22 protein-coding genes are annotated in these 26,520 nt (G+C 56.1%); 16 read left to right on the forward strand and 6 right to left on the reverse strand.

Going from position 1 to position 26,520, the window contains the following annotated elements; genetic code table 11:
• Positions 1–25 precede the first annotated feature (25 nt).
• Positions 26–1,480 (reverse strand): xylulokinase, encoded by a 1,455-nt coding sequence (xylB, locus tag ACOTX2_RS22860; protein ID WP_063843934.1) that lies wholly within the window; start codon positions 1,478–1,480, stop codon positions 26–28.
• Between the two features lie 59 nt (positions 1,481–1,539).
• Positions 1,540–2,862 (reverse strand): xylose isomerase, encoded by a 1,323-nt coding sequence (gene xylA / locus ACOTX2_RS22865; protein ID WP_026080557.1) that lies wholly within the window; start codon positions 2,860–2,862, stop codon positions 1,540–1,542.
• 371 nt (positions 2,863–3,233) lie between these two features.
• Between xylA and xylF the strand changes: the two genes are divergently transcribed.
• The 4 genes from xylF (at position 3,234) to xylR (ending at position 8,212) form a co-directional block, all read left to right on the forward strand.
• Positions 3,234–4,226, forward strand: coding sequence for a D-xylose ABC transporter substrate-binding protein (gene xylF, locus ACOTX2_RS22870; RefSeq protein ID WP_063148434.1), 993 nt, complete (start codon positions 3,234–3,236; stop codon positions 4,224–4,226).
• Positions 4,227–4,298: 72 nt separating this feature from the next.
• Positions 4,299–5,840 (forward strand): xylose ABC transporter ATP-binding protein, encoded by a 1,542-nt coding sequence (locus ACOTX2_RS22875; protein ID WP_015572746.1) that lies wholly within the window; start codon positions 4,299–4,301, stop codon positions 5,838–5,840.
• Positions 5,818–6,999, forward strand: coding sequence for a xylose ABC transporter permease XylH (xylH, locus tag ACOTX2_RS22880; RefSeq protein WP_063148433.1), 1,182 nt, complete (start codon positions 5,818–5,820; stop codon positions 6,997–6,999). Before ACOTX2_RS22875 ends, xylH begins: the two co-directional genes overlap by 23 nt.
• 34 nt (positions 7,000–7,033) lie before the next feature.
• The gene (xylR, locus tag ACOTX2_RS22885; protein ID WP_038416899.1) at positions 7,034–8,212 is read left to right on the forward strand and encodes a D-xylose utilization transcriptional activator XylR; all 1,179 of its coding nucleotides are present in this window, start codon (positions 7,034–7,036) and stop codon (positions 8,210–8,212) included.
• A 35-nt stretch (positions 8,213–8,247) separates the two neighbouring features.
• Here xylR and ACOTX2_RS22890 read toward each other — a convergent pair whose 3' ends face one another.
• The gene (locus ACOTX2_RS22890; RefSeq protein ID WP_022649749.1) at positions 8,248–9,072 is read right to left on the reverse strand and encodes a protein bax; all 825 of its coding nucleotides are present in this window, start codon (positions 9,070–9,072) and stop codon (positions 8,248–8,250) included.
• Positions 9,073–9,385: 313 nt separating this feature from the next.
• Here ACOTX2_RS22890 and ACOTX2_RS22895 point away from each other — a divergent pair, with 313 nt between their 5' ends.
• Positions 9,386–11,416 carry an alpha-amylase gene (locus ACOTX2_RS22895; RefSeq protein WP_058677325.1) on the forward strand — a complete coding sequence of 677 codons (2,031 nt, stop codon included), beginning with the start codon at positions 9,386–9,388 and terminating at the stop codon, positions 11,414–11,416.
• 240 nt (positions 11,417–11,656) lie between these two features.
• Complete coding sequence (gene avtA / locus ACOTX2_RS22900) at positions 11,657–12,910, forward strand: valine--pyruvate transaminase (RefSeq protein ID WP_022649751.1); 1,254 nt, start codon at positions 11,657–11,659, stop codon at positions 12,908–12,910.
• 7 nt (positions 12,911–12,917) lie between these two features.
• On the opposite strand, the gene ACOTX2_RS22905 is transcribed toward avtA, so the two are convergent.
• Together ACOTX2_RS22905 and yiaJ are read right to left on the reverse strand one after the other, a co-directional pair.
• Entirely contained in the window at positions 12,918–13,373 is a 456-nt protein-coding gene (locus ACOTX2_RS22905) for a 4Fe-4S dicluster domain-containing protein (RefSeq protein ID WP_038416902.1), read from the reverse strand.
• Between the two features lie 3 nt (positions 13,374–13,376).
• Complete coding sequence (yiaJ, locus tag ACOTX2_RS22910) at positions 13,377–14,195, reverse strand: IclR family transcriptional regulator YiaJ (RefSeq protein ID WP_015572751.1); 819 nt, start codon at positions 14,193–14,195, stop codon at positions 13,377–13,379.
• 224 nt (positions 14,196–14,419) lie between these two features.
• Between yiaJ and yiaK the strand changes: the two genes are divergently transcribed.
• The 8 genes from yiaK (at position 14,420) to araD (ending at position 21,998) form a co-directional block, all read left to right on the forward strand.
• Positions 14,420–15,418: a 3-dehydro-L-gulonate 2-dehydrogenase gene (gene yiaK, locus ACOTX2_RS22915; RefSeq protein ID WP_038416903.1), complete on the forward strand. Its 999-nt coding sequence runs from the start codon at positions 14,420–14,422 to the stop codon at positions 15,416–15,418.
• 10 nt (positions 15,419–15,428) lie between these two features.
• Positions 15,429–15,896: a YhcH/YjgK/YiaL family protein gene (locus ACOTX2_RS22920; RefSeq protein ID WP_038416904.1), complete on the forward strand. Its 468-nt coding sequence runs from the start codon at positions 15,429–15,431 to the stop codon at positions 15,894–15,896.
• 26 nt (positions 15,897–15,922) lie between these two features.
• The gene (locus tag ACOTX2_RS22925; protein WP_023298859.1) at positions 15,923–16,849 is read left to right on the forward strand and encodes a DUF4862 family protein; all 927 of its coding nucleotides are present in this window, start codon (positions 15,923–15,925) and stop codon (positions 16,847–16,849) included.
• A 45-nt stretch (positions 16,850–16,894) separates the two neighbouring features.
• On the forward strand, positions 16,895–18,214 hold the full coding sequence (locus ACOTX2_RS22930) for an MFS transporter (protein ID WP_038416906.1): 1,320 nt from the start codon (positions 16,895–16,897) through the stop codon (positions 18,212–18,214).
• A gap of 76 nt (positions 18,215–18,290) precedes the next feature.
• Positions 18,291–19,796, forward strand: a complete 1,506-nt coding sequence (locus ACOTX2_RS22935) for an FGGY-family carbohydrate kinase (protein ID WP_038416907.1) — start codon at positions 18,291–18,293, stop codon at positions 19,794–19,796.
• Positions 19,793–20,446, forward strand: coding sequence for a 3-keto-L-gulonate-6-phosphate decarboxylase UlaD (ulaD, locus tag ACOTX2_RS22940; protein WP_023298862.1), 654 nt, complete (start codon positions 19,793–19,795; stop codon positions 20,444–20,446). Before ACOTX2_RS22935 ends, ulaD begins: the two co-directional genes overlap by 4 nt.
• A gap of 2 nt (positions 20,447–20,448) precedes the next feature.
• Positions 20,449–21,309: an L-ribulose-5-phosphate 3-epimerase gene (locus ACOTX2_RS22945; protein WP_063148432.1), complete on the forward strand. Its 861-nt coding sequence runs from the start codon at positions 20,449–20,451 to the stop codon at positions 21,307–21,309.
• Positions 21,303–21,998 (forward strand): L-ribulose-5-phosphate 4-epimerase, encoded by a 696-nt coding sequence (gene araD, locus ACOTX2_RS22950; protein WP_023298864.1) that lies wholly within the window; start codon positions 21,303–21,305, stop codon positions 21,996–21,998. Before ACOTX2_RS22945 ends, araD begins: the two co-directional genes overlap by 7 nt.
• On the opposite strand, the gene ACOTX2_RS22955 is transcribed toward araD, so the two are convergent.
• A complete protein-coding gene (locus ACOTX2_RS22955) occupies positions 21,999–22,817 on the reverse strand; it encodes an AraC family transcriptional regulator (protein ID WP_022649753.1) in 819 nt (272 codons plus the stop codon). It abuts the gene before it with no gap.
• A 225-nt stretch (positions 22,818–23,042) separates the two neighbouring features.
• Between ACOTX2_RS22955 and ACOTX2_RS22960 the strand changes: the two genes are divergently transcribed.
• The gene (locus ACOTX2_RS22960; RefSeq protein WP_022649754.1) at positions 23,043–24,443 is read left to right on the forward strand and encodes an MFS transporter; all 1,401 of its coding nucleotides are present in this window, start codon (positions 23,043–23,045) and stop codon (positions 24,441–24,443) included.
• 10 nt (positions 24,444–24,453) lie between these two features.
• On the forward strand, positions 24,454–26,403 hold the full coding sequence (locus ACOTX2_RS22965; protein ID WP_063148431.1) for a glycoside hydrolase family 127 protein: 1,950 nt from the start codon (positions 24,454–24,456) through the stop codon (positions 26,401–26,403).
• The last annotated feature ends 117 nt before the right edge of the window (positions 26,404–26,520 follow it).

The following is a 26,520-nucleotide window of genomic DNA, read 5'->3' on the forward strand; positions in this document are numbered from 1 at the left end:
AGCGTTAGCGCCACCCGGCTCCTGTTTATGACATTAGCGGTAAAAGCTGCTGATAGATTTTGCGGAAAACGTCTCGTCTTTCAGCGTAGCGAGCATGATTTTTCGCATCAGGACGATGCTGCTGTTCAAGCGGCAGTTGGGGCAAAAGCTGGGGCAGTGGTTTATCCCGGTTCAGCGCAATTTGCGCCAGCCGTGCCGCACCGAGCGCCGGACCAACATCTCCCCCAGTACGATAGTCCAGCTGCAACCCGCTGATATCGGAAAGCATCTGCCGCCAGTAGCTGCTTCGTGCCCCGCCGCCAATTAACGTAATGCTGGATGGCGTCAGGCCACAGTCATGCACGACATCCATGCCGTCCGCCAACGCATAACCGACCCCTTCAAGCACCGCGCGCGCCAGCTCTGCCGGGCCGTGCTGATGGGTAAGGCCGAAGAAGACCCCTTTCGCTTCCGGGTTGTTATGCGGCGTCCGCTCGCCGGAAAGGTACGGTAAAAACCAGACCGCACCGGCAGTATCATCCGCCTGCTGTGCCGCTGTGATAAGCGCCGGGACGTCCGCCATTCCGGTCAGCTTTGCCGCCCAGTCGAGGCAGGATGCCGCGCTCAGCATCACCGACATCAAATGCCATTTACCCGGCAACGCGTGGCAGAAGCTGTGTACGGCGCTTTCAGGGTTACTACGATAGCCGTCACTGACCGCAAAATAGACACCGGAAGTGCCGAGCGAGAGCATGGCCTGTCCTGTCTCCACCATCCCCACGCCGACCGCACCCGCCGCATTATCGCCGCCGCCGGCAACGACAGGTACGGCTGGCATATTCCAGCGTTCAGCAACAGAAGGCTGCAAAGCGCCCGTGATAACACTGCCTTCAAACAGCGCAGGCATATGATCGCGCGTCAGCTGGCAGGCATCCAGCATCGCTTCGCTCCAGTCCCGTTTCGCCACGTCGAGCCACATCGTGCCCGCGGCGTCAGACATGTCGCTGGCAAAATCCCCCGTCATGCGAAAACGCAGGTAGTCTTTCGGCAACAGAACCTTCGCCACCTGACGAAAAATCTCAGGCTCATGGCGCTGCACCCACAGGAGTTTTGGCGCGGTAAAACCGGGCATCATCAGGTTGCCCGTAATCTCGCGGGACGCAGGCACACGCTCCTCAAGGATCGCGCACTCTTCCGCACAGCGGCCATCGTTCCAGAGAATAGCCGGGCGCAGAACGCGATGCTGGCTATCCAGCAGCGTGGCGCCATGCATTTGCCCGGCAATGCCCAGCGCTTTCACGTCGCGCAGGCTGTGCTGCTCACCTAAGGCTTTCATCGCGCGGTCCGTCGCCTGCCACCACTGCTCCGGATCTTGTTCCGACCAAAGTGGCTGCGGGCGTGAAACCTGCAACTTTTCAGTCTGCGTGGCTAACACATCGCCCTGCTCGCTTAACAGGATGGCTTTCACCCCCGACGTGCCAAGATCGATCCCGATATACATGTGGTGACTCCTTTGACAGAAATGCCCGGCGGCGCTGCGCTTACCGGGCCTGGATGCTGTTATTTATCGAACAGGTAGTGATTGACCAGGTTTTCCAGCAGTTCCTGATGGCCGCTCTGATGCTGCGGTGCCAACTGATGCTGTTCAGCGTACTTCGCGATCTCCGCAAGCGATAACTGACCTTTCAAAATTTGCTGGCCCAGCTCACTGTTCCAGCCGCTGTAGCGCTTCGCCACGCGCTTATCCAGCTCACCGTCTTCAATCATACGGGCCGCCACCTTCAGCGCCAGCGCCATGGTGTCCATCGCGCCAATATGCCCGTAGAACAGATCGTATTTGTCGGTGCTCTGGCGACGCACTTTGGCGTCGAAGTTCAGGCCGCCGGTGGTGAAACCGCCCGCTTTGATGATTTCGTACATCACCAGCGCATTCTCTTCGACGCTGTTCGGGAACTGGTCGGTATCCCAGCCCAGCTGTGGATCGCCGCGGTTCGCATCCACCGATCCGAAGATGCCCAGCGCAATCGCAGAGGCGATTTCGTGATGGAACGAGTGGCCCGCCAGCGTGGCGTGGTTAGCCTCAATGTTCACTTTGATCTCTTTTTCCAGACCAAACTGCTTCAGGAAGCCATACACGGTGGCGACATCGTAGTCGTACTGATGCTTGGTTGGCTCCTGTGGTTTTGGCTCAATCAGCAGCGTACCGCGGAAGCCGATTTTGTGCTTGTGGTCCACCACCATCTGCATAAAGCGGCCAATCTGCTCGCGCTCCTGGCGCAGGTCAGTATTCAGCAGCGTTTCATAGCCTTCACGACCGCCCCAGAGAACGTAGTTCTCACCGCCCAGCTGATGCGTGGCGTTCATCGCAGTCACGACCTGGGTTGCCGCCCAGCTGAAGACTTCCGGGTCCGGGTTGGTTGCCGCGCCCGCGCCATAGCGAGGGTTGGTAAAGCAGTTAGCCGTACCCCAGAGCAGCTTCACGCCGCTTTGCTGCTGTTTTTCAGCCAGCACGTCGACCATCTGCGCAAAATTGTTCAGATACTCTTTCAGCGACGCCCCTTCCGGCGACACGTCCACATCGTGGAAACAGTAGTACGGCACGTTCAGCTTATGGAAGAACTCGAACGCGACGTCGGCTTTACGCTTCGCCAGCTCAATGGCCTCGCCCGGCTGTTGCCATGGACGGTCAAAAGAGCCCACGCCGAACATATCGGCACCGTTCCAGCAGAAGGTGTGCCAGTAGCAGGCGGCAAAGCGCAAGTGATCTTCCATGCGCTTACCCAGCACCAGCTCATCCGGGTTGTAGTGACGAAATGCTAAAGGATTGGTCGTTTTCGTGCCTTCGAAACGAACGCGATCGAGTTGGTCGAAATAAGCTTGCATATTGAGCTCCATAATCAGGGTATGCGGCGTGGTCTTGCTTCTGGAGTAATAGTGAATAGACATTGGAGGTTGCTCAATTACGTTATTTCACACTGCTATTGAGAGAATGCGCAATTGTGCGCTGGCTCGCAAAATAATGTGCAGACAAACTATTTTTCGGCACGCATTCCAGAATCAAATGTAATTAATAGGTTACGCTTTTTAAAATCCGATCGCGGTCATAAATTCAGAAATAAACCAAATATCGTAATGAGAAGATAAAAATCTGTAATTGCCAGCAGGCCTTTCCACGTTAAAAATTTGCTGCGTCTCAGCAGTGAATGTTTCTTTTATCTCAGCTACACATACCCCTACAAAAAGGCCTAATAATTATGAAGATAAAGAACCTGACCCTAACGCTCTGCACTACTCTCCTGCTTGCAAGCTTTGCCGGCCACGCCAAAGAGGTCAAAATCGGCATGGCGATTGATGACTTACGCCTGGAGCGCTGGCAAAAAGATCGCGATATCTTTGTTAAAAAAGCGGAATCTCTCGGTGCGGAGGTGTTCGTTCAGTCCGCTAACGGCAACGAAGAGACGCAAATGTCGCAAATTGAGAATATGATCAACCGTGGCGTCGATGTGCTGGTCATTATCCCGTATAACGGCCAGGTATTAAGCAACGTGGTGAAAGAAGCAAAACAGGAAGGCATAAAAGTCCTGGCTTATGACCGCATGATTAATAATGCGGATATTGATTATTATATTTCGTTCGACAATGAAAAGGTGGGTGAATTACAGGCTAAAAGCTTGATCGCAAAAGTGCCTCAAGGGAATTATTTCCTGATGGGCGGCTCGCCTGTGGATAACAACGCCAAACTGTTCCGTCAGGGACAAATGAAAGTGCTGAAGCCGTATATCGACGAGGGCAAAATTAAAGTCGTCGGCGACCAGTGGGCTGACGGCTGGTTACCGGAAAACGCGCTGAAAATTATGGAAAACGCGTTGACCGCAAATAACAACAAAATCGATGCAGTGGTGGCCTCTAACGACGCCACTGCGGGGGGCGCCATTCAGGCGCTGAGCGCGCAGGGTCTGGCCGGGAAAGTCGCTATTTCCGGACAGGACGCCGACCTTGCGGGTGTAAAACGCATTATCGCGGGTACCCAGACTATGACGGTCTATAAGCCCATTACCGAGCTTGCCAATACGGCCGCCGAAATTGCCGTTGAGCTGGGCAATGGCCAGCAACCTAAAGTAGACGCGACGTTAAATAACGGCCTGAAAGACGTGCCAGCTCGCCTGCTTACCCCTATCGAAGTCAACAAAGAGAATATTGACGCCACGGTGGTGAAAGACGGTTTCCATAAGAAGAGTGAACTGTAATCCAGCGCAGCCCCTGCCCGGCGGGGGCGCATCGACCTGCCCTGTTCATCTGTCGGGCTATGCGGAGCAGTTATGTCTTATTTACTTGAAATGAAAAGCATCACCAAAGCCTTCGGGGCGGTGAAAGCGGTCGACAACGTAAGCCTGCGGCTGAACCCCGGCGAAGTGATGTCGCTGTGCGGCGAAAACGGCTCGGGGAAATCCACGCTGATGAAGGTGCTGTGCGGGATCTATCCGCACGGCAGCTACGAGGGCGAAATCGTCTTTGCCGGTGAGGTGCTTCAGGCCACGCACATTCGTGATACCGAACGTAAAGGCATCGCTATCATTCACCAGGAGCTGGCACTGGTGAAGCACCTTACCGTGCTGGAAAATATCTTTCTTGGGGCCGAACTCTCGCGCCACGGCGTACTGGATTACGACACCATGACGCTGCGCTGCGAAAAACTGCTGGCCCAGGTGAGTCTCGCTATCTCACCGGATACGCGCGTGGGCGACTTAGGTTTGGGCCAGCAGCAGCTGGTGGAGATCGCCAAGGCGCTAAATAAACAGGTACGCCTGCTGATCCTCGACGAGCCAACCGCCTCGCTCACCGAACAGGAAACCGCCGTTCTGCTCAATATCATCCGCGATCTGCAAAACCACGGTATCGCCTGCATCTATATTTCGCACAAGCTCAATGAGGTGAAAGCTATTTCCGACACCATCTGCGTCATCCGCGACGGGCAGCACATTGGCACGCGTGAAGCAGAAGGCATGAGCGAAGATGACATCATCACCATGATGGTGGGTCGCGAACTCACCGCACTGTATCCCAACGAACCACACACCATAGGCGAAGAACTCCTGCGCGTGGAAAACCTGACGGCGTGGCATCCCGTTAACCGCCACATCAAGCGCGTGGATAACCTCTCCTTCTCGCTGCACCGCGGCGAAATTCTCGGTATTGCGGGTTTAGTGGGTGCCGGAAGAACCGAGGCCGTGCAGTGTCTGTTTGGCGTCTGGCCGGGGCGCTGGGAAGGCAAAATTTATATCGACGGTCAGCCGGTAAAAATTGACAACTGCCAGCAGGCCATTGCCAAAGGTATTGCCATGGTGCCCGAAGACCGCAAAAAAGACGGCATCGTGCCGGTCATGGCGGTGGGAAAAAATATCACGCTGGCGGCGCTCAGCCAGTTTTCCGGCGCGCTGAGCAGCCTGGATGATGCCGCAGAACAGCAGTGTATTCTTCAGTCACTTGCCAGGCTCAAGGTGAAAACCTCCTCGCCGGAACTGGCGATAGGTCGCCTGAGCGGCGGCAACCAGCAGAAAGCGATTCTGGCGCGCTGCCTGTTGCTTAATCCGCGCATTTTAATTCTGGACGAACCCACGCGCGGGATCGATATCGGCGCGAAGTATGAAATCTACAAGCTGATCAACCAGCTTGTGCAGCAAGGGATTGCCGTCATTGTTATCTCGTCCGAATTGCCTGAAGTGCTGGGGCTGAGCGACCGCGTGCTGGTCATGCATGAAGGGAAACTCAAAGCCAACCTGAACAACCAGAACCTGACGCAAGAGCAGGTGATGGAAGCTGCCTTAAGGAGCGAACGCCATGTCGAAAAGCAACCCGTCTGATATCAAAGTCGCTGTTCGGACGCCCGGTGCGTTCGCAGGACTTAAATCGCTGAATCTGCAAGTTTTTGTAATGATTGCCGCCATTATCGTCATCATGTTGTTCTTTACCTGGATGACCGATGGCTCCTATTTGAGCGCACGTAACGTCTCTAACCTGCTGCGTCAGACCGCCATCACCGGGATCCTGGCGGTGGGGATGGTCTTTGTGATTATCTCAGCGGAAATTGACCTGTCGGTAGGGTCGATGATGGGTCTGCTCGGCGGCGTGGCGGCAATTTTTGACGTCTGGCTCGGCTGGCCGCTGCCGCTGACGATTGCGGTCACGCTGGTACTGGGTCTGCTGCTGGGTGCGTGGAACGGCTGGTGGGTGGCCTACCGTAAAGTCCCGTCGTTTATTGTCACCTTAGCAGGGATGCTGGCCTTCCGCGGTATTCTGATTGGGATCACCAACGGCACTACCGTATCCCCGACCAGCGCCTCGATGTCCCAGATTGGCCAAAGCTACCTCTCTGATGGCGTCGGTTTTACGATCGGCGTGGTTGGGCTGATGGCGTTTGTCGCGTGGCAATGGCGCGGACGCATGCGTCGCCAGGCGCTGGGGCTGGCCTCGCCTGCCTCAACCTCGGTTGTCGGCCGTCAGGCGCTTACTGCGGTGATTGTGCTGGGGGCCATCTGGCTGCTAAACGATTATCGCGGTGTCCCAACGCCCGTTCTGCTGCTGGCGCTGTTGCTGTTAGGTGGGATGTTTATGGCCACACGTACCGCATTCGGTCGCCGTATTTATGCTATCGGCGGCAATCTTGAAGCCGCGCGTTTATCTGGTATCAACGTCGAGCGCACCAAACTCGCCGTCTTTGCCATCAACGGCCTGATGGTAGCCATCGCGGGGCTGATCCTCAGCTCGCGACTGGGTGCGGGTTCCCCGTCTGCCGGTAATATTGCCGAGCTGGACGCCATCGCCGCCTGCGTGATTGGCGGGACCAGCCTCGCCGGAGGCATTGGCAGCGTGGCGGGTGCGGTGATGGGCGCATTTATTATGGCTTCGCTGGATAACGGGATGAGTATGATGGACGTGCCGACGTTTTGGCAGTATATCGTCAAAGGGGCCATTCTTTTGCTGGCAGTCTGGATGGACTCTGCCACCAAGCGGCGCGCCTGAGAACCGTATCGTGACTAATTTGGGAAAGTGAGCCATGTTTGAAAAGCGTCACCGCATTACGTTGTTATTCAATGCCAACAAAGCCTATGACCGTCAGGTGGTTGAGGGGGTTGGTGAATATTTGCAGGCGTCGCAATCCGAATGGGATATTTTCATCGAAGAAGATTTCCGTACCCGTCTGGAGAACATCAAAGACTGGCTGGGAGACGGGGTTATCGCTGACTTTGACGACCCCGTGATTGAACAGTTGCTGAGTGGCGTCGACGTACCTATCGTGGGCGTTGGCGGCTCTTACCATTCAGCGGAACATTACCCCCCCGTTCACTACATCGCCACGGATAACCATGCCCTGGTTGAGACCGCCTTCCTCCATTTAAAGGAGAAAGGCGTCCATCGTTTTGCGTTTTACGGATTGCCCGCCACCAGCGGAAAGCGCTGGGCGATGGAGCGTGAGTATGCCTTCTGCCAGCTGGTTGCCCAGGAGAAGTATCGCGGCGTCGTTTATCAGGGGCTGGAAACCGCGCCAGAAAACTGGCAGCACGCACAGAATCGCCTGGCTGACTGGCTGCAAACGCTGCCGCCCCAGACAGGGATTATCGCCGTGACGGACGCCCGCGCCCGCCACGTATTACAGGTGTGCGAACATTTGCATATTCCTGTGCCTGAAAAGCTGTGCGTGATTGGTATTGATAACGAAGAGCTTACGCGCTATCTGTCGCGCGTGGCGCTCTCATCCGTGGCGCAGGGTACCCGTCAGATGGGCTATCAGGCCGCAAAGCTGCTGCACCGACTGTTAGACAACGAATCCCTGCCGCTCCAGCGTCTGCTGGTTCCGCCAGTTCGCGTGGTCGAGCGTCGCTCAACTGACTACCGTTCCTTAAACGATCCGGCCGTGATTCAGGCGATGCACTACATTCGCAATCATGCCTGCAAAGGGATTAAGGTCGATCAGGTGCTGGATTCGGTCGGCATTTCACGTTCGAATCTGGAGAAGCGGTTTAAAGAGGAAGTCGGTGAGACGATCCACGCCGTGATCCATGCGGAAAAGCTGGAGAAAGCGCGCAGTCTGCTGATCTCCACCTCGCTGTCGATCAACGAGATTTCACAGATGTGCGGCTACCCGTCGCTTCAGTATTTCTATTCGGTGTTCAGGAAAGAGTATGACACCACGCCGAAGGAGTACCGGGAACGGTACAGTGAAGTCCTGCTCTAGAAAAAAGAACGCCTTCCAGTGGAAGGCGTTTTTTATTACATATGTGCGGCAATCAGACGCTGATTATCCTGGTACATGGAGAACAGGTAGTTGTTGTAGCGCTGTCCCTGGGTGGAATAACCTTTCAGCTTATGGATCATCGCCGTGGCCGTCACTTCCTGATCCGCCTTACGCAGCTGCGCGCGTGACTTACGGAACGAAGAGTAGGCCGGGTGGGTGTTCAGATTCACCACATAGGCATTCACGGAATCTTTCACCGATTCAAACTGTGAATAGCCCTTCACCTTGCCGGGTGCATTAGTACAACGACCTTTTGCGCATTTCATGCCAAACAGATTGTTGTTGTTGCGCGCCAGCTTCGAGGTGCCCCAACCGCTTTCGGCGGCGGCCATTGTCGCGACCATACTGCCTGGAATAATGTCCACACGCTCTAACAGAGTGTTCCACGGCACACGACGCGTGTTCCCGCTCCACTTCACTTTATAGCGTTTGGCGATGTCTTTCAGGCGAGTGCGCTCAGACGGCGACCAGCGGCTATCGTACTGTTTGGCGATCAGCCAGTTACGATCCGCAGTAATCGCGGCATTTTGACTTTTAATGTAAGGCATTACCGTCCGGAGAAACGCTTTTTTCCTTGGTGTCCCGGAAGGGTATTTTCGCAAATCAGGAAGTGAACTACTCTTTGCACTATTGCGAGAATACTCTTGTTTACTGCTAACCTTACTGCTTGTCGTCTTTATTACGTGGGCTTTCTTACTCGTTGTATCCGTGTGCGTCTTTGCAAGCACCTCACCTGAAAATGCCATGGTGAGTAACATGAGTATCGCGGCCCCATATCGTCGAATGGGAGTCGATATCATTAGGTCTCCTGGTCGGATATAAGCATTCCAACACCTTATTTTCTTCAAAATTTGAGAGCGGAATCTCAAATCGTACCAAAAATAGTCTTCAAGAGCACGTCTATAAATAGTCCAATTCCGAAACTATGTCATCCGGAACATGCTCATTAAAGCACCAACACTGGAAAAATGTGCGCGATATCGCAGATAACTGCCTAATTTTGCGCGGGATCACTCATCCCTACGCGTCCTCCTGGCAGAAAGCCTCAGAGGAGGAGTTTTTCCCCTGAGCCGAATGGCACACTGGTCAAAAATGCCGCGACAGGAAAATGGAATGAAACGCACTGCATTAGCTGTTCTGATGTTACCCGCATTCGCGCATGCCGACTGGTCATCGCCGGGATTTGACGCATTCAACGCTGAAGGTACCGGCGTCTTTACCAGCCAGGCAACGCTTGCGAAGGGTACCCGTCCACTGACGTTGAGTCTTGACAACGCGTGCTGGCAGCCGACAAAGGCCATTAAGCTCAACGAGATGCTGTCGCTCAAACCGTGCGAAGGCACGCCACCGCAGTGGCGATTATTCCGTGACGGCGTTTATCAGATGCGTATTGATACGCGCTCTGGAACGCCGACGCTGATGCTGACGGTACAAAGTGCGGCGCCACAGCCTGTCGCAAACGTTACCCGCCAGTGCCCGAAGTGGGACGGCAAACCGCTCACGATCGACGTCGTTAACACGTTCCCGGAAGGCACGGTGGTGCGTGATTTTTACAGCAAACAGACCGCGACCGTTCAAAATGGCAAAGTGACTCTTCAGCCAGCCGCCAACAGCAATGGCCTGCTGCTGCTTGAGCGCGCCGAAACGGACAAACCCGCGCCGTTCAGCTGGCAAAACGCCACCGTCTATTTCGTGCTGACCGATCGCTTCGTGAATGGCGACCCCACCAACGACAACAGCTATGGCCGCCATAAAGATGGTATGCAGGAGATAGGTACTTTCCACGGCGGCGATCTGAAAGGGCTTACCAGCAAACTGGATTACCTTCAGCAACTGGGCGTGAATGCGCTCTGGATAAGCTCCCCGCTGGAGCAGATCCACGGCTGGGTTGGCGGCGGCACCAAAGGGGATTTCCCCCACTACGCGTATCACGGTTATTACACCCAGGACTGGACGAAACTCGACGCCAACATGGGCAACGAAGATGATTTACGCCAGCTTGTCGACGACGCGCACAGGCGCGGTATCCGCGTCCTGTTTGACGTTGTCATGAACCACGCGGGCTATGCGACGCTTGCAGATATGCAGGAATATCAGTTTGGCGCACTCTATTTACAGGGAGATGAGCTGAAAAAAACGCTCGGCGAACGCTGGACTGACTGGAAGCCAGGCGCGGGTCAAAGCTGGCACAGCTTCAACGATTACATCAACTTCAGTGACAAAGCCGCATGGGAAAAATGGTGGGGCAAAAAATGGATCCGTACCGATATCGGTGATTACGACAACCCGGGCTTTGACGACTTGACCATGTCCCTGGCCTTCCTGCCGGATCTGAAAACTGAATCAAAAACCCCGTCAGGTTTGCCGAACTTTTATCAACACAAGCCCGACACCAACGCGAAAGTGATGACGAATTTCACGCCGCGAGATTACCTGACCCACTGGCTTAGCCAGTGGGTACGTGACTACGGCATCGACGGTTTCCGGGTCGATACCGCTAAGCACGTTGAGCCTGAAGCCTGGCAGCAACTGAAAAAACAGGCCAGCCAGGCGCTGGCCGCGTGGAAAGCCGCCAACCCGGACAAAAAACTCGACTATGCGCCGTTCTGGATGACCGGTGAATCCTGGGGCCACGGCGTGATGCAGAGCGATTATTACCGCCACGGCTTCGATGCGATGATCAACTTTGACTATCAGGAGCAGGCGGCGAAAGCAGTGGACTGTCTGGCAGATATGGATTTGACCTGGCAGCAAATGGCAGAAAAGCTGCAAAGTTTTAATGTGCTGAGCTATCTCTCCTCCCACGATACGCGTCTGTTCCGTGAAGGGGGCCAGCGCGCCGCTGAGTTACTGCTGCTGGCGCCGGGAAGCGTGCAGATCTATTACGGCGATGAATCAGAGCGTCCATTTGGCCCGACAGGCTCCGATCCGCTACAGGGAACCCGTTCGGATATGAACTGGCAGGACGTCACAGGTAAACAGGCGTTAACTGTCGCCCACTGGCAGCTTCTGGGGCAGTTCCGCGCCCGTCATCCGGCTGTGGGTGAAGGCAAGCAAACAACGCTGTCAATGAAAGAAGGCTACGGCTTTGTGCGCGAGCACAAGGGCGATAAGGTGATGGTGGTGTGGGCGGGTAATCAGTAGAACAGCCCCCTCACCCTAACCCTCTCCCCAAGGGGCAAGGGGATTGCACGGTGCGGTCTTTCACCCTCGCCCCTTTGGGGAGAGGGCCGGGGTGAGGGGACATTCATCAGAACGATTCACTGCAATAATCCCTCTCCACCATACAAAACAACAAATCCGACCACATCCGCCGATTTGCACCAACACGGTGCTGGCGTTATGGTTACTGCCTTTCATATTAAGCCCGACAGATCACCTGCTATGACGTTTTCACAATTCGGCGACAAATTTACCCGCCATTCAGGCATTACCCGCCTGATGGAGGACCTCAACGACGGGCTGCGCACCCCAGGCGCTATCATGCTTGGCGGCGGAAACCCGGCTCAAATTCCGGAGATGAACACCTACTTCCAGACGCTGCTGGCAGACATGCTGGAAAACGGTAAAGCAACCGATGCGCTATGTAATTACGACGGCCCTCAGGGTAAAACAGAACTACTGACGCTTCTGGCGACAATGCTGCGGGAAGCGCTGGGTTGGGATATCGAACCACAGAACATTGCACTGACAAACGGCAGTCAGAGCGCGTTTTTCTACTTATTCAATCTGTTCGCCGGACGCCGCGCCGACGGCACCACGAAAAAAGTGCTGTTCCCGCTGGCACCGGAGTATATCGGCTATGCCGATGCCGGCCTCGAAGAAGACCTGTTTGTTTCCGCACGTCCGAATATCGAGTTGTTGCCAGAGGGCCAGTTCAAATATCACGTCGATTTTGAACATCTTCATATCGGTGAAGAGACGGGCATGATCTGCGTATCTCGTCCCACCAACCCGACGGGGAACGTGATCACCGACGACGAGCTGATGAAGCTGGATGCGCTGGCGAATCAGCACGGCATCCCGCTGGTGATCGATAACGCCTATGGCGTACCGTTCCCGGGGATCATCTTCAGCGAAGCGCGTCCGCTGTGGAACCCGAACATCATCCTCTGCATGAGCCTCTCCAAGCTGGGCCTGCCGGGCAGCCGCTGCGGCATTATCATTGCTAACGAGAAAATCATCACCGCCATTACCAACATGAACGGCATTATCAGCCTTTCCCCTGGCGGCATCGGCCCGGCGATGATGTGCGAGATGATCAGGCGTAACGACCTGCTGCGCCTGTCAAATGAGGTGATCAAGCCGTTTTACTCTCAGCGCGTTCAGGAAACTATCGCCATCCTTCGCCGCTACTTACCGGAGGAACGCTGCCTGATCCATAAACCGGAAGGGGCAATTTTCCTGTGGCTGTGGTTTAAGGATCTGCCCATTACGACAGAGCTGCTTTATCAGCGTCTGAAAAAGCGTGGCGTGCTGATGGTGCCGGGGGATTACTTCTTCCCGGGACTGGATAAACCGTGGCCGCATACGCACCAGTGCATGCGCATGAACTACGTCCCGGACCCGGAAAAAATCGAAGCGGGTGTGAAAATTCTCGCCGAAGAGATTGAGAACGCCTGGCGCGAGGCCGGTTAATAAAACCTCAGGCCAGATTACGCAGCCGTTCCGCGCGTAGTCTGGCGGGGTCTATGCAGCGCAGCGCGTGGGTGGGACAGGCTTCGACGCAGGCGGGACCGCCCTCGCGATGCATGCACAAATCACATTTCAGCGCCTGAACGCGATCTCCCACAACCCGAACCTGCATTGCCCCGAACGGGCACGCCACCATACAGCTTTTGCAGCCGATACAGCGAGCCTGCTCAACGAGCCAGGCTCCCGCAGCACGGTGAATGGCCCCCGTCGGGCAGACATTCGCGCAGGGCGCATCTTCACACTGGTGGCAGCCCACGGCTGTGGTGAAGGTTCCCCCCTTAACCACGCGGATACGTGACGTAATCGCTTCTGGCGTGGCGCTGCTTTGATGCGACATCATGCACGCCGCCTCACAGGTGCGGCACCCGATACATTTTTCAGGATCCGTCAGAATAAATCGGTTCATCAGTTACGCCTCGCGCACGTTAAACCCCAGTTCTTTCGAGATAGCTTCCGCCGTGTCACGCAGCGGTTTTAACAAGTTTTTCTCGCCCACCTGCTTCATGCGCGACGTCGACAGCGAAATGGAGATGGCATAGGGCACGCGCCCGTGAATATCAAAGACCGGCACGGCGATACATGACACACCCAGCTCGTTCTCTTCTTTATCCATCGCCATACTGTGATCGCGAATTTCCGCCAGCTCATCATACATCGCGCTCAGTTCGGTGATGGTGTTGCGAGTCAAAGGTTGGATCTGTTCCTGGTGGCTTTCCCAGTAGCTCGCCACGTAATCCTGATGACCAAACGCCATATAGATTTTGCCCATCGCAGAACAATAGAGCGGCATATGCTGGCCGATATATGCGCGCGTGCGCAGCATACCGGTTGTCGGCTCAAGCTTATAAATCAGGATCGCGTGATCATCTTCACGGCTGGAGAAGTTGACCGTTTCGCCGGTGGCAATGTTCAGCGCCTCGAGGTGCGGCGCCGCCACGTGAATAATATTGAGCGATGAAAGCGCCTTTTGCCCGACGGCGATAAATTTGGTGGTCAGACGATAGCTCCCTGCCGCCGGCGCCGGCGTCACGTACCCGCACGACTGCAACCCCTGCAATAACCGGTGCACGGTGCTTTTATTCAGCCCCGCCAGTTCTGATAAATGCGCAAGCGGACACCCGTTCGGATAGTTACTGAGGATTTCAATCAGCATCAGGCCGCGAAACAAGCTCTGGCTACCTGCTGGCCTCTCTTTTTCTTGCGTCATTTCGCTCTCTTTTATGCTCATCAAATGGCTCCTGTTTATCGCGCCCTGATGGTAGCGCAAAGTGTGGTTTAGTTCACGATCTCAACAGAAAAAACACAACCATTTGATTTTAATCGATTTTGAAAAGCGTGAATGTCGTTGATCTGACAAAATTTGATCGTTATATTTGAAATCAGATTTCGCATAGTGAAATTTAGCGATAAAAAAGCACTCGCACTTGCCCCTAAAAAAACAGGAGAACAGGGATGAAAGTGACCTTCGAAGAGTTGAAAGCGGCGTTCAATCGGGTTCTGCTCGATCGCGGTGTAAAAGCGGATACCGCAGACGCCTGCGCCGAGATGTTCGCCCGCACCACGGAGTCCGGCGTTTATTCACACGGCGTCAACCGCTTCCCGCGATTTATTCAGCAGCTTGACGCAGGCGACATCATCCCTGACGCCCAGCCGAAACGCGTAACGACATTAGGCGCCATCGAACAGTGGGATGCCCAGCGTTCCATCGGCAACCTGACGGCGAAGAAGATGATGGACCGTGCTACCGAGCTGGCGTCCGATCACGGGATCGGCCTGGTGGCGCTGCGTAACGCTAACCACTGGATGCGCGGCGGCAGCTACGGCTGGCAGGCGGCGGAGAAAGGCTATATCGGCATCTGCTGGACCAACTCTATTGCCGTGATGCCCGCGTGGGGATCAAAAGAATGCTGCATCGGCACAAACCCGCTGATCGTCGCTATCCCGTCGAATCCAATCACCATGGTCGATATGTCGATGTCGATGTTCTCCTACGGCATGCTGGAGGTGAATCGCCTGGCCGGACGCGAATTACCGGTCGACGGCGGCTTTGACGATGAAGGCAATCTGACCAGAGAGCCGGGCGTGATTGAGAAAAACCGTCGCATTCTGCCCATGGGCTACTGGAAAGGTTCCGGCTTGTCGATTGTGCTCGACATGATCGCCACCCTGCTCTCTGACGGCGCGTCCGTCGCGGAAGTGACCCAGGACAACAGCGATGAATACGGCGTATCGCAGATCTTTATCGCCATCGAAGTGGATCGCCTGATCGACGGTCCAACCCGCGATGCCAAACTACAGCGCATCATGGACTTCATCACCACCGCAGAACGCGCTGATGAAAATGTCGCCGTCCGTCTGCCAGGCCATGAGTTCACACGCCTGCTGGAGGAGAATCGCCGCCACGGCATCACGGTTGACGACAGCGTGTGGGCGAAAATCCAGTCTCTGTAAGGAGTGGGTCATGATATTCGGACATATTACACAGCCAAATCCATGTCGCCTGCCGCTGGCGATTGAAAAGGCGCTTAATTTTCTGCGTACCACGGATTTCACCACCCTGGCGCCGGGCGTGATCGAAATTGAAGGCCGCAACATTTTTGCCCAGGTTCTCGACCTCACCACAAAGGAACAGCACGAGAACCGCCCTGAAGTCCATCGCCGCTATCTGGATATCCAGTTTTTGGCCTGGGGCGAAGAAAAAATCGGTATTGCTATTGATACCGGAAATAACAAAATCAGCGAATCATTGCTGGAGCAACGGGATATTATTTTTTATCACGACAGCGAACACGAGTCGCTTATCGAAATGATACCTGGCAGTTACGCCATATTTTTCCCGCAGGATGTTCACCGTCCTGCCTGTATTAAAAACAAGGGATCCGCAATTCGTAAAATTGTGGTGAAAGTGGCCATCAGCGAATTAGATTAATTTTCTGATAAATACAGGAATGCGAAATGACCAACACCGGTTTTATTATTGGTGCGTACCCCTGCGCACCCTCGTTTCACCAGAAAGGGGAGCAGGAAGAACACGCCTTCTGGCGGGAACTTTCCGACACGCCAAATATTCGCGGGCTGGAACAACCTTGCCTTGAAAATCTCCATCCGTTTGGTGATGAATGGCTGTTTCGTCATACGCCGGGCAACTGGCAGATCGTTGTCACAGCCGTTATGGAAACCATGCGCCGCCGCGGCAGCAACGGCGCGTTTGGCCTGGCGTCCGCGGACGAAGAACAACGTAAAGCGTGCATTGAATATTACCGCCATCTGCATCAAAAGATTGATGCCGTTAACACCCGCTTTCCCGGGAAAGTGGTCGCTCTGGAAATGCAGGCCGCACCACAGGCGGGTAATGATTCTGTCGAGCAAGCGACAGAAGCATTCTCCCGCTCGGTAAGGGAAATCGCGAGCTGGGACTGGGGCTGCGATCTGGTGCTGGAACACTGTGATGCGATGAATAGCCCGGCGCCGCGTAAAGGGTTCTTGCCCTTAGAGCAGGTGCTGGAGGTAGTGAGAGAGACCGATATCAGCGTCTGTATCAACTGGGCACGTTCGGCCATCGAAGGTCGCAACACCGCCCTTCCGCTGGAACATGTTCAGGCGGCACTCGCTGCCGGGAAACTGGGGGCGCTGATGTTTTCGGGCACGACCCCTCGCGGTGAGTACGGAGAATGGCAGGATCTGCACGCGCCGTTTTCTTCGTTCTGCGCCGACAGTCTCATGTCCACTGAACATGTAAAAACGCTGTTTACTGCGGCGAGCGCCGCAACATTGAAATTCTCCGGTATTAAATTACTGGAAATAAATGCTAATGCTGACGTCAGCCATCGCATCGCTATTTTGCGCGACGGCATTAGCGCTATGAATAAAGCATCACAATAAAAATAAAGAATACATTTTCCGGTTACCTTCACTGAGATATTAACTATGAATATTTCTTCTAATGCTCTACACGCGGACATTCCGCGCCAGCGCTGGCTAAGGATCATTCCCCCTATTCTTATCGCCTGCATTATTTCCTATATGGACCGCGTAAATATAGCTTTTGCGATGCCCGGCGGTATGGACGAAGAGCTGGGCATTTCCGCCACGATGGCGGGCCTGGCGGGGGGGATCTTTTTTATTGGCTATTTGTTCCTGCAAGTTCCCGGCGGCAAAATTGCCGTGCACGGCAGCGGTAAGAAGTTTATCGGCTGGTCGCTGGTTGCCTGGGCGGTGATCTCGGTTCTGACCGGGCTTGTAACCAACCAGTATCAGCTGCTGGTGCTGCGCTTCTTACTCGGCGTGGCGGAAGGCGGGATGCTGCCCGTTGTGCTCACGATGATCAGTAACTGGTTTCCGGATGCCGAGCGCGGCCGCGCCAACGCGATTGTGATCATGTTCGTGCCCATCGCCGGGATCATCACCGCCCCACTGTCGGGCTGGATTATCACCGCTCTCGACTGGCGCTGGCTGTTCATTATTGAAGGTCTGATGTCCGTTGTTGTGCTGGTGCTGTGGGCGTTCACCGTCTACGACCGGCCGCAGGAAGCGCGCTGGATCTCTGAGGCCGAGAAAAACTACCTGGTACAAACACTGGCGGCAGAGCAGCAGGCCATTGCGGGTAAAGAGGTGAAAAACGCCTCGCTCAGCGCAGTGCTGTCTGACAAAACCATGTGGCAGCTGATCGCCCTCAACTTCTTCTACCAGACCGGCATTTACGGTTACACCCTCTGGCTGCCCACCATTCTGAAAGAACTGACGCACACCAGCATCGGCCAGGTGGGAATGCTCGCCATTCTGCCTTACATCGGCGCCATTGCCGGCATGTTCCTGTTCTCTACGCTCTCTGACCGCACCGGCAAGCGCAAGCTGTTTGTTTCCCTGCCATTGATTGGCTTTGCGCTCTGCATGTTCCTCTCCGTGGCGCTGAAAGAGCACACCTGGCTGGCCTATGCCGCTCTGGTGGGCTGTGGCTTCTTCCTGCAATCCGCAGCGGGCGTGTTCTGGACCATCCCGGCGCGTCTGTTCAGCGCTGAGATGGCGGGTGGCGCTCGCGGCGTGATTAATGCCCTGGGCAACCTCGGCGGGTTCTGCGGTCCTTATGCGGTAGGCGTACTGATCACCCTGTACAGCAAAGACGCAGGCGTTTACTGCCTGGCGGTTTCGCTGGCGCTGGCATCGCTGCTGGCCCTGATGTTACCGGCGAAATGCGATGCCGGAGCAGAGCCCAACCCCACGGTGAACTCGCATAAGCGTGCGGCCTGAGGCCCTCACCTGATTCACTAAACCAAACCGTAGGCCGGGTAAGCGAAGCGCCACCCGGCAATTAAGCGAGAAGAAGATGAGTGAAAAAGAGCCCTTCTGGCTGGGTATCGATTGTGGCGGTACTTATCTGAAAGCCGGTTTATACAACAGCCAGGGCAAAGAAGTCTGTATTGAACGCCGCTCAGTGGCCACGCTCAGCCCACGCGCTGGCTACGCCGAGCGGGATATGCACCAGCTCTGGCAGCACTGCCACAAAACCGTCGCCCTGCTGCTTAAAAATTCAGGCGCTGACGGCGGTCAGATTAAAGGCGTTGGCATTTCAGCCCAGGGCAAGGGGCTGTTTTTGCTCGATAAACAGGATCGCCCCCTGGGTAACGCCATACTCTCCTCCGATCGCCGTGCGCTGGAGATCGTGCAACGCTGGCAGCAGGACGGTATACCCGAAAAGCTCTATCCGCATACTCGCCAGACGCTGTGGACGGGGCATCCGGCCTCACTCCTGCGCTGGGTTAAAGAGAACGAGCCGCAGCGGTATCAGCAAATCGGCAGCGTGATGATGGCGCACGATTACCTGCGCTGGTGTCTGACCGGAGTCAAAGGCTGCGAAGAGAGCAACATCTCGGAATCCAATCTCTACAACATGAATACCGGGCAGTACGATCCGCAGCTCACGCGCTGGCTCGGCATCAGCGACATTGACGGTGCCCTGCCGCCTATTATCGGTTCAGCAGAAATTTGCGGGGAAATCACCGCTCAGGCAGCCGCACTGACCGGTCTCACGGCGGGTACTCCCGTCGTTGGTGGACTGTTTGATGTGGTTTCCACCGCGATCTGCGCCGGGCTGCATGACGAAAATACGCTGAATGCCGTAATGGGGACCTGGGCCGTGACCAGTGGGATTGCCCACGGCATCCGCGACAACGAGCCGTTCCCCTACGTCTATGGCCGCTATGTCCATCCGCAGCAGTTCATCGTTCACGAAGCCAGCCCCACCTCGTCCGGCAACCTGGAATGGCTGACGGCCCAATGGGGCGAAATGTCATTCGATGAGATTAACCACGCCGTGGCCAGCCTGCCAAAAGCTGAAAGCGATGTGTTCTTCCTGCCTTTCATCTACGGCAGCAACGCCGGACTGGAGATGACCAGCGGCTTCTATGGTTTGCAGGCGCTGCATACCCGCGCGCACCTTCTCCAGGCGGTTTATGAAGGGGTGGTATTCAGCCACATGACCCACCTCAACCGTATGCTCGAACGCTTTCCCCACGTGCAGACCCTGCGCGTGACGGGCGGCCCCACCCATTCGGACGTGTGGATGCAGATGCTCGCGGACGTCAGCGGCCTGGCGATTGAACTCCCGCAGGTGGAAGAGACCGGCTGTTCCGGTGCGGCGCTGGCCGCGCTCGTCGGTACAGGTCTCTATCCCGATTTTTACGCCGCTCAGCGCGCCCTCAGGCATGACATCCGGATGATTGAACCTGACATGCGTGCCCATGCCGCCTACCAGCGCAAATATCACCGTTACCAGCTACTGATTTCAGCATTACAGGGCTATCACGCCCGTGTTAAGGAGTACGACCTATGAGCCGACCATTATTGCAGCTGGCGCTCGACCACACCTCACTTCAGGCCGCGCAGCGGGATGTCGCGACGCTTTCCGATCACGTCGACATCGTCGAAGCCGGCACCATTCTGTGCCTGACCGAAGGGCTAAACGCCGTTCGCGCCCTGCGCGCTCAGTGTCCGGATAAAATTATCGTGGCGGACTGGAAAGTCGCCGATGCCGGAGAAACGCTGGCTGAGCAGGCGTTTGGCGCAGGCGCAAACTGGATGACCATCATCTGTGCCGCCCCGCTGGCCACCGTTGAACGTGGCCACGAGGTCGCACTGCGCGGCGGCGGCGAGATCCAGATGGAGCTGTTTGGCAACTGGACGCTGGACGACGCGCGCGCGTGGCACCGCATCGGGGTGAAGCAGGCGATATACCACCGCGGGCGCGACGCACAGGCCAGCGGCCAGCAGTGGGGCGAGGCGGATCTCAGCAAAATGAAGGCGTTGTCCGATATCGGGCTACAGCTTTCCATCACTGGCGGTATCACCCCCGCTGACCTGCCGCTGTTTAAGCAGATCAACGTCAAAGCCTTCATTGCCGGGCGCGCGCTGGCAGGCGCCGCCAATCCGCCGCAGGTGGCACAAGCATTCCATTCGCAAATTCGCGACATCTGGGGAGAGTAACCATGCGTCAGCATCCGTTAGGCATTTACGAAAAAGCGCTGCCAAAAGATCTCTCCTGGCCGGAGCGCCTGGTTCTGGCAAAAAGCTGCGGCTTCGATTTTGTGGAGATGTCGGTGGATGAGACCGACGAGCGTTTATCGCGCCTTGAATGGAGTACCACGCAGCGCGCCTCTCTGGTGGAAGCGATGCTGGAGACCGGCGTGGCCATCCCGTCGATGTGCTTGTCTGCCCATCGTCGCTTCCCGTTTGGCAGCCGCGATGACACCGTGCGCGAACGCGCCCGCGAGATCATGTCCAAAGCCATCCGGCTGGCCCGTGATTTGGGTATTCGCACCATCCAGCTTGCGGGTTATGACGTGTACTACGAGGAGCATGACGAGGGCACGCAACAGCGCTTTGCCGAAGGGCTGGCGTGGGCCGTAGAGCAGGCCGCTTCCGCGCAGGTAATGCTGGCGGTAGAGATCATGGACACCGCGTTTATGAACTCCATCAGCAAGTGGAAAAAGTGGGACGACATGCTCGCCTCGCCGTGGTTCAGCGTTTACCCGGACGTCGGCAACCTGAGCGCGTGGGGCAACGACGTCACCGCCGAGCTGACGTTGGGCATTGACCGCATCGCCGCTATCCATCTGAAAGATACCCGGCCCGTAACCGAAAAAAGCCCCGGCCAGTTCCGCGATGTGCCGTTTGGCGAGGGCTGCGTCGATTTCGTTGGCGTGTTTAACACGCTAAATCAACTTAACTATCGCGGCGCATTTCTGATTGAAATGTGGACCGAGAAAGCCAAAGAGCCGGTACTGGAGATCATCCAGGCGCGCCGCTGGATTGAAGCCCGAATGCAGGAAGGAGGCATGACATGTTAGAACAACTCAAAGCCGAGGTGCTGGCGGCAAATCTCGCCCTGCCCGCCCACCAGCTGGTGACGTTCACCTGGGGCAACGTCAGCGCGGTTGACCGTGACAGCGGCATGATGGTGATCAAACCATCCGGCGTGGAGTACGACGTGATGACCGCAGAAGATATGGTGGTGGTAAATATCGCCACGGGTAAAGTGGTCGAGGGGAGTAAAAAACCCTCCTCCGACACCCCGACCCATCTCGCGCTGTATCGTCGTTACCTGGAAATTGGCGGCATTGTGCATACCCATTCCCGCCACGCCACCATCTGGTCGCAGGCGGGGCAGGATTTACCCGCATGGGGCACGACGCACGCGGACTATTTCTACGGTGCGATCCCCTGCACGCGGCTGATGACCACGGCTGAAATCGCGGGTGAATATGAATACCAGACGGGGGAAGTCATTATCAAAACCTTCGAGGAGCGCGACATAAGCCCGATGCAGGTCCCGGCGGTGCTGGTTCATTCTCACGGCCCGTTTGCCTGGGGCAAAGACGCTGCCGATGCGGTACACAATGCCGTGGTGCTGGAAGAGTGCGCCTATATGGGGCTTTTCTCGCGCCAGCTTGCACCTCAGCTTCCGGTTATGCAGCAAGAATTGCTGGATAAGCATTACCTGCGCAAGCATGGCGCAAATGCCTATTACGGCCAGTGATCATCCGGAATTAATATGCTCTTTACAGTACCGCCGTTTCCAGACGGCGGGCGTTAACCCGGTATGTTTCGAGAATATTTGCCGGAAATAACCCACGTCATTAAAACCGCACCGGGTGGCCACTTCAGTTAATGAGGCCGCATCGTTCAGCAACAATTTTTCAGCGGCCCTGACGCGCTGGCGGTGTATTGCCTCCGTCAGGGTTAAATGAAACGTCCGGCGAAATACTCGCCCCAGGTAATCTGCGTTGCAGTGCAGCTCTTTCGCCAGCTGTGAAGTGGATATGGGCAAATGAAAGTGAGTGCGGATAAGCTGTTTGGCCTTCCACGCCATTGCTGCGCCCGCATCATCCGCTTTATCTTCATATCCCGGCGAGAGCGATATCTGCTGCAAAATTAACAGCAAAATTATCTCCAGCGCCTGGCTACGCTGTAATTTTTCCTGCTCGCTTAAAAACTGACGGAATAACGCAATAACATATTGCGGATCCCGCACGCTACAGTGTTGCTCAATCGACAGTGGCGTCGCACCTGGCAACGCAGGCAAGCCTTCATCCACCTCAAAATGCAGCCAGTAAAATTTGAGATCGCCCGGAAAATCTTCCACGCCGACATGCCGCCGCTTCGGCCAAAGTAATAAACTCTCGCCGGCGTTTACCTCAAACAGCGTATTTTCCTCCTGGATCGTTAATGTCCCTTTTTCGACAAAGATTATCTCCCACGAAGATAATTTTCGTGCGGGATGACGACCCACGCCCCGGGAGATAAATAACCCGCCATTTTGAACCTTAATCGGAAGTGCTATGGATAATTCAAGCATGGATATTCAATTTCCCGCTTTTATGGTGGCTAATATTGCGTTTATTGTTTGATTATTAATAAATATCAGCAGAACAGCTCGATCAAACTCACAGTTTTACCATCAGGTCGGAATCGTCACCTTTTTATACTTTTCCCTTCCCTTGTTGGTCTGCCCGTTGAATGCAGAATAAATGGGGTACCTTGCACAAATACGATAAAAAATCGTTTATCGAGGAGTTACCCCATGACTTCCACACCGATTACAGACGCAGAAGTTGCAAAACAGGCAGCCGATGACCGGCTGTCAGTCCGCGAGAAAATTGGCTACGGCCTGGGCGACGCGGGCGGCACGGTAATTACCTGCCTGATCATGAACTTCCTGACCTTTTTCTATACCGATGTATTTGGCCTGACGCCCGCGCTGGTGGGCACGCTGTTTATTGCTCTTCGGGTATTTGACGCGATTTCCGATCCAGTGATGGGCGTGATTGCCGACCGCACGCAGAGCCGCTGGGGGCGTTTTCGTCCGTGGCAGCTGTGGGTCGCGCTTCCCATCGGGATCGTCGGCGTGCTGACCTTCACCGTCCCGGACGCCAGCATGGGCGTGAAAATCGCCTGGGCGTTCGGCACCTATCTGTTGCTTTCAGTGGGCTATACCGCCATCAACGTGCCATATTGCGCACTGATCAACACCATGACCACCCGCCACAACGAGGTAATATCCTGCCAGTCCTGGCGCTTCGTACTGTGCGGCGTGGCGGGCTTTCTGGTCTCCGTTGGCCTGCCGTGGCTGGTGTCAGAGCTGGGACAGGGCAATACCGCCCGGGGTTATCAGCTGGGCGTCGGCGTACTGTGCGCCATCGCTGTGGTGATGTTCTTGTGCTGCTTCTTCTGGGTGCGCGAGCGCGTCCCGCTTGCGCTGATGGGGAAATTCACCCTGCGCGAGCACCTGGCGGGCCTGCGTAAAAACGATCAGCTGCTGCTGATGCTGGTGATGTCGTTTCTGCTGATCAACGTCTTCAACATTCGCGGCGGCGGGTACATGTACTTCATCACCTACGTGCTTCAGGGCAGCACGGCGTACACCTCGCTGTTTTTCACCATGGTGACCTTTGCCGCCATTCTGGGCGCGGTGATCGTCAACCCGCTGTCGCGGCGGATTGATACCGTCAAACTCTACTACTACACCAACCTGGTACTCGCTGCGCTTGCTATGGGAATGTGGTTCCTGCCAGGTGGCCCGGCGCACCAGACGCTCTGGCTTATCGTGATTTTAAGTAACGGCGTGATCCTGGGCTTCACCCTGCCGCTTCACTTCTCGCTAATGGCCTTTGCCGATGACTACGGCGAATGGAAAACCGGCGTGCGCTCCTCCGGGATGAATTTCGCCTTCAATCTATTTTTCATCAAGCTCGCGTGGGCATCCAGCGCCGGGATCATCAGCCTGGTGTTTATTGCCGTGGCCTATCAGCCAGGCGCGGGCAACCAGACACCCGCCTCATTGCAGGGCATCACCGCCATGGAGACGCTGCTCCCTGCCCTTTTCCACCTGCTGCTGGCGGTCGCTATCCGCTGGTGCAGGCTTAACAATCCCGTGATGTCGCGCATTGCCACCGATTTGCGCCAGCGTCATGTACAGTCCTGAGGAGAACGATATGACCATAATGGAAGCCGACCTGCATCAGCTGAAAATCAACGACCCGTTTCTTGGTCAGTACCAACGGCTGGTCCGCGATGTGGTAATCCCCTACCAGTGGGATGCGCTTAACGATCGCGTGGCGGAGGCTGAACCCAGCCACGCCATCGCCAACTTCCGCATCGCGGCCGGTCTGGAACAGGGGGCGTTTTACGGGATGGTCTTTCAGGACAGCGACGTGGCGAAATGGCTCGAAGCCGTGGCGTGGTCGCTGTGCCAGAAGCCGGATGCCGAACTGGAAAAAACCGCCGACGAGGTGATCGAGCTGGTCGCAGCGGCGCAGTGTGAAGATGGCTATCTCAATACCTATTTCACGGTGAAAGCACCGGCCGAGCGCTGGACCAATCTGGCCGAGTGCCACGAACTGTACTGCGCCGGGCATATGATTGAAGCGGGTGTGGCGTATTTCCAGGGAACCGGAAAGCGCCGCCTGCTGGACGTGGTGTGCAGGCTGGCGGATCATATCGACAGCGTGTTTGGCCCGGGCGAAAACCAGCTGCACGGCTATCCGGGCCACCCGGAAATCGAGCTGGCGCTGATGCGGCTGTACGACGTCACGCAGGAGCCACGCTATCTCAATCTGGTGAAATACTTTATTGAGGAACGCGGCACACAGCCTCACTTCTACGATATCGAATATGAGAAGCGCGGCAGAACGTCATACTGGAACACCTATGGCCCGGCGTGGATGGTCAAGGACAAAGCCTACAGCCAGGCGCATCAGCCCCTTGCCGAACAACAAACGGCCATCGGCCACGCCGTGCGTTTTGTCTATCTGATGGCGGGCATGGCGCATCTGGCGCGCCTGAGCAACGACGAAGGGAAACGTCAGGATTGCCTGCGGCTGTGGAACAACATGGCACAGCGCCAGCTGTACATCACCGGCGGGATTGGCTCGCAAAGCAGCGGCGAGGCATTCAGCAGCGATTACGATCTGCCCAACGATACGGTCTATGCCGAAAGCTGCGCCTCCATCGGCCTGATGATGTTTGCCCGCCGGATGCTGGAGATGGAGGCGGACGGCCACTACGCCGACGTGATGGAGCGCGCACTATACAACACGGTGCTGGGTGGCATGGCGCTGGACGGTAAGCATTTCTTTTATGTGAATCCGCTGGAAGTGCACCCGAAAACACTGGCCTTTAACCATATCTATGACCACGTGAAACCGGTGCGCCAGCGCTGGTTCGGCTGCGCCTGTTGCCCGCCGAATATTGCGCGCGTGCTGACCTCGCTGGGGCACTATATTTATACCGTTCGCCCGGACGCGCTGTTGATCAACCTGTACGTGGGAAACGATGTCGCCATTCCGGTGGGGGAAAACACCCTCCAGCTGCGTATTAGCGGAAACTATCCGTGGCATGAGCAGGTGAAAATCGAGATAACCTCACCAGTTCCGGTAACTCACACGCTGGCCCTGAGGCTGCCGGACTGGTGTGCGGAACCGGCTGTTTCGCTCAATGGTCAAGCCATTACAGGCGAGGTCTCCCGTGGATACTTATACCTAAACCGCCGCTGGCAGGAAGGCGACACGCTGACGCTGACGTTACCGATGCCGGTCCGCCGCGTGTACGGCAACCCGCAGGTGCGCCAGCAGGCGGGGAAAGTCGCATTGCAGCGTGGGCCGCTGGTTTACTGCCTGGAAGAAGCCGATAACGGCGCAAATCTGCATAACCTTTATTTGCCGCAAGACAGCGCGTTTCGGGTATTTGAAGGCAAAGGCATTTTCGCGCACAAGATGCTGATACAGGCGGAAGGGATCGGGTGTCAGGCGAAGGACACTGATGCCTTGTGGCAGTACGACCACTCGCCGGTAGAACGTCAGCCCCAGACGCTGACCTTTATTCCGTGGTTCAGCTGGGCAAACCGGGGAGAAGGGGAAATGCGGATATGGGTGGATGAAGGCTGAATAACTGCGGCCTGTTGCCCTCACCCCAGCCCTCTCCCACGGGAGAGGGAGTAAAAAGTAGGCCGGGTAAGGCGAAGCCGCCACCCGGCTTTAACCCGGCTCAGGCCGCCCGGGACG

The sequence above is a fragment of the Enterobacter cloacae complex sp. IR5412 genome (assembly GCF_049237385.1).
GTDB classification, from domain to species: domain Bacteria; phylum Pseudomonadota; class Gammaproteobacteria; order Enterobacterales; family Enterobacteriaceae; genus Enterobacter; species Enterobacter intestinihominis.

Excerpts from the sequence above, each read along its gene's own strand:
- xylB (WP_063843934.1), bottom strand. The coding sequence starts at position 1,480 with ATGTATATCGGGATCGATCTTGGCACGTCGGGGGTGAAAGCCATCCTG.
- xylA (WP_026080557.1), bottom strand. The coding sequence starts at position 2,862 with ATGCAAGCTTATTTCGACCAACTCGATCGCGTTCGTTTCGAAGGCACG.
- xylF (WP_063148434.1), top strand. The coding sequence starts at position 3,234 with ATGAAGATAAAGAACCTGACCCTAACGCTCTGCACTACTCTCCTGCTT.
- ACOTX2_RS22875 (WP_015572746.1), top strand. The coding sequence starts at position 4,299 with ATGTCTTATTTACTTGAAATGAAAAGCATCACCAAAGCCTTCGGGGCG.
- xylH (WP_063148433.1), top strand. The coding sequence starts at position 5,818 with ATGTCGAAAAGCAACCCGTCTGATATCAAAGTCGCTGTTCGGACGCCC.
- xylR (WP_038416899.1), top strand. The coding sequence starts at position 7,034 with ATGTTTGAAAAGCGTCACCGCATTACGTTGTTATTCAATGCCAACAAA.
- ACOTX2_RS22890 (WP_022649749.1), bottom strand. The coding sequence starts at position 9,072 with ATGATATCGACTCCCATTCGACGATATGGGGCCGCGATACTCATGTTA.
- ACOTX2_RS22895 (WP_058677325.1), top strand. The coding sequence starts at position 9,386 with ATGAAACGCACTGCATTAGCTGTTCTGATGTTACCCGCATTCGCGCAT.
- avtA (WP_022649751.1), top strand. The coding sequence starts at position 11,657 with ATGACGTTTTCACAATTCGGCGACAAATTTACCCGCCATTCAGGCATT.
- ACOTX2_RS22905 (WP_038416902.1), bottom strand. The coding sequence starts at position 13,373 with ATGAACCGATTTATTCTGACGGATCCTGAAAAATGTATCGGGTGCCGC.
- yiaJ (WP_015572751.1), bottom strand. The coding sequence starts at position 14,195 with ATGAGCATAAAAGAGAGCGAAATGACGCAAGAAAAAGAGAGGCCAGCA.
- yiaK (WP_038416903.1), top strand. The coding sequence starts at position 14,420 with ATGAAAGTGACCTTCGAAGAGTTGAAAGCGGCGTTCAATCGGGTTCTG.
- ACOTX2_RS22920 (WP_038416904.1), top strand. The coding sequence starts at position 15,429 with ATGATATTCGGACATATTACACAGCCAAATCCATGTCGCCTGCCGCTG.
- ACOTX2_RS22925 (WP_023298859.1), top strand. The coding sequence starts at position 15,923 with ATGACCAACACCGGTTTTATTATTGGTGCGTACCCCTGCGCACCCTCG.
- ACOTX2_RS22930 (WP_038416906.1), top strand. The coding sequence starts at position 16,895 with ATGAATATTTCTTCTAATGCTCTACACGCGGACATTCCGCGCCAGCGC.
- ACOTX2_RS22935 (WP_038416907.1), top strand. The coding sequence starts at position 18,291 with ATGAGTGAAAAAGAGCCCTTCTGGCTGGGTATCGATTGTGGCGGTACT.
- ulaD (WP_023298862.1), top strand. The coding sequence starts at position 19,793 with ATGAGCCGACCATTATTGCAGCTGGCGCTCGACCACACCTCACTTCAG.
- ACOTX2_RS22945 (WP_063148432.1), top strand. The coding sequence starts at position 20,449 with ATGCGTCAGCATCCGTTAGGCATTTACGAAAAAGCGCTGCCAAAAGAT.
- araD (WP_023298864.1), top strand. The coding sequence starts at position 21,303 with ATGTTAGAACAACTCAAAGCCGAGGTGCTGGCGGCAAATCTCGCCCTG.
- ACOTX2_RS22955 (WP_022649753.1), bottom strand. The coding sequence starts at position 22,817 with ATGCTTGAATTATCCATAGCACTTCCGATTAAGGTTCAAAATGGCGGG.
- ACOTX2_RS22960 (WP_022649754.1), top strand. The coding sequence starts at position 23,043 with ATGACTTCCACACCGATTACAGACGCAGAAGTTGCAAAACAGGCAGCC.
- ACOTX2_RS22965 (WP_063148431.1), top strand. The coding sequence starts at position 24,454 with ATGACCATAATGGAAGCCGACCTGCATCAGCTGAAAATCAACGACCCG.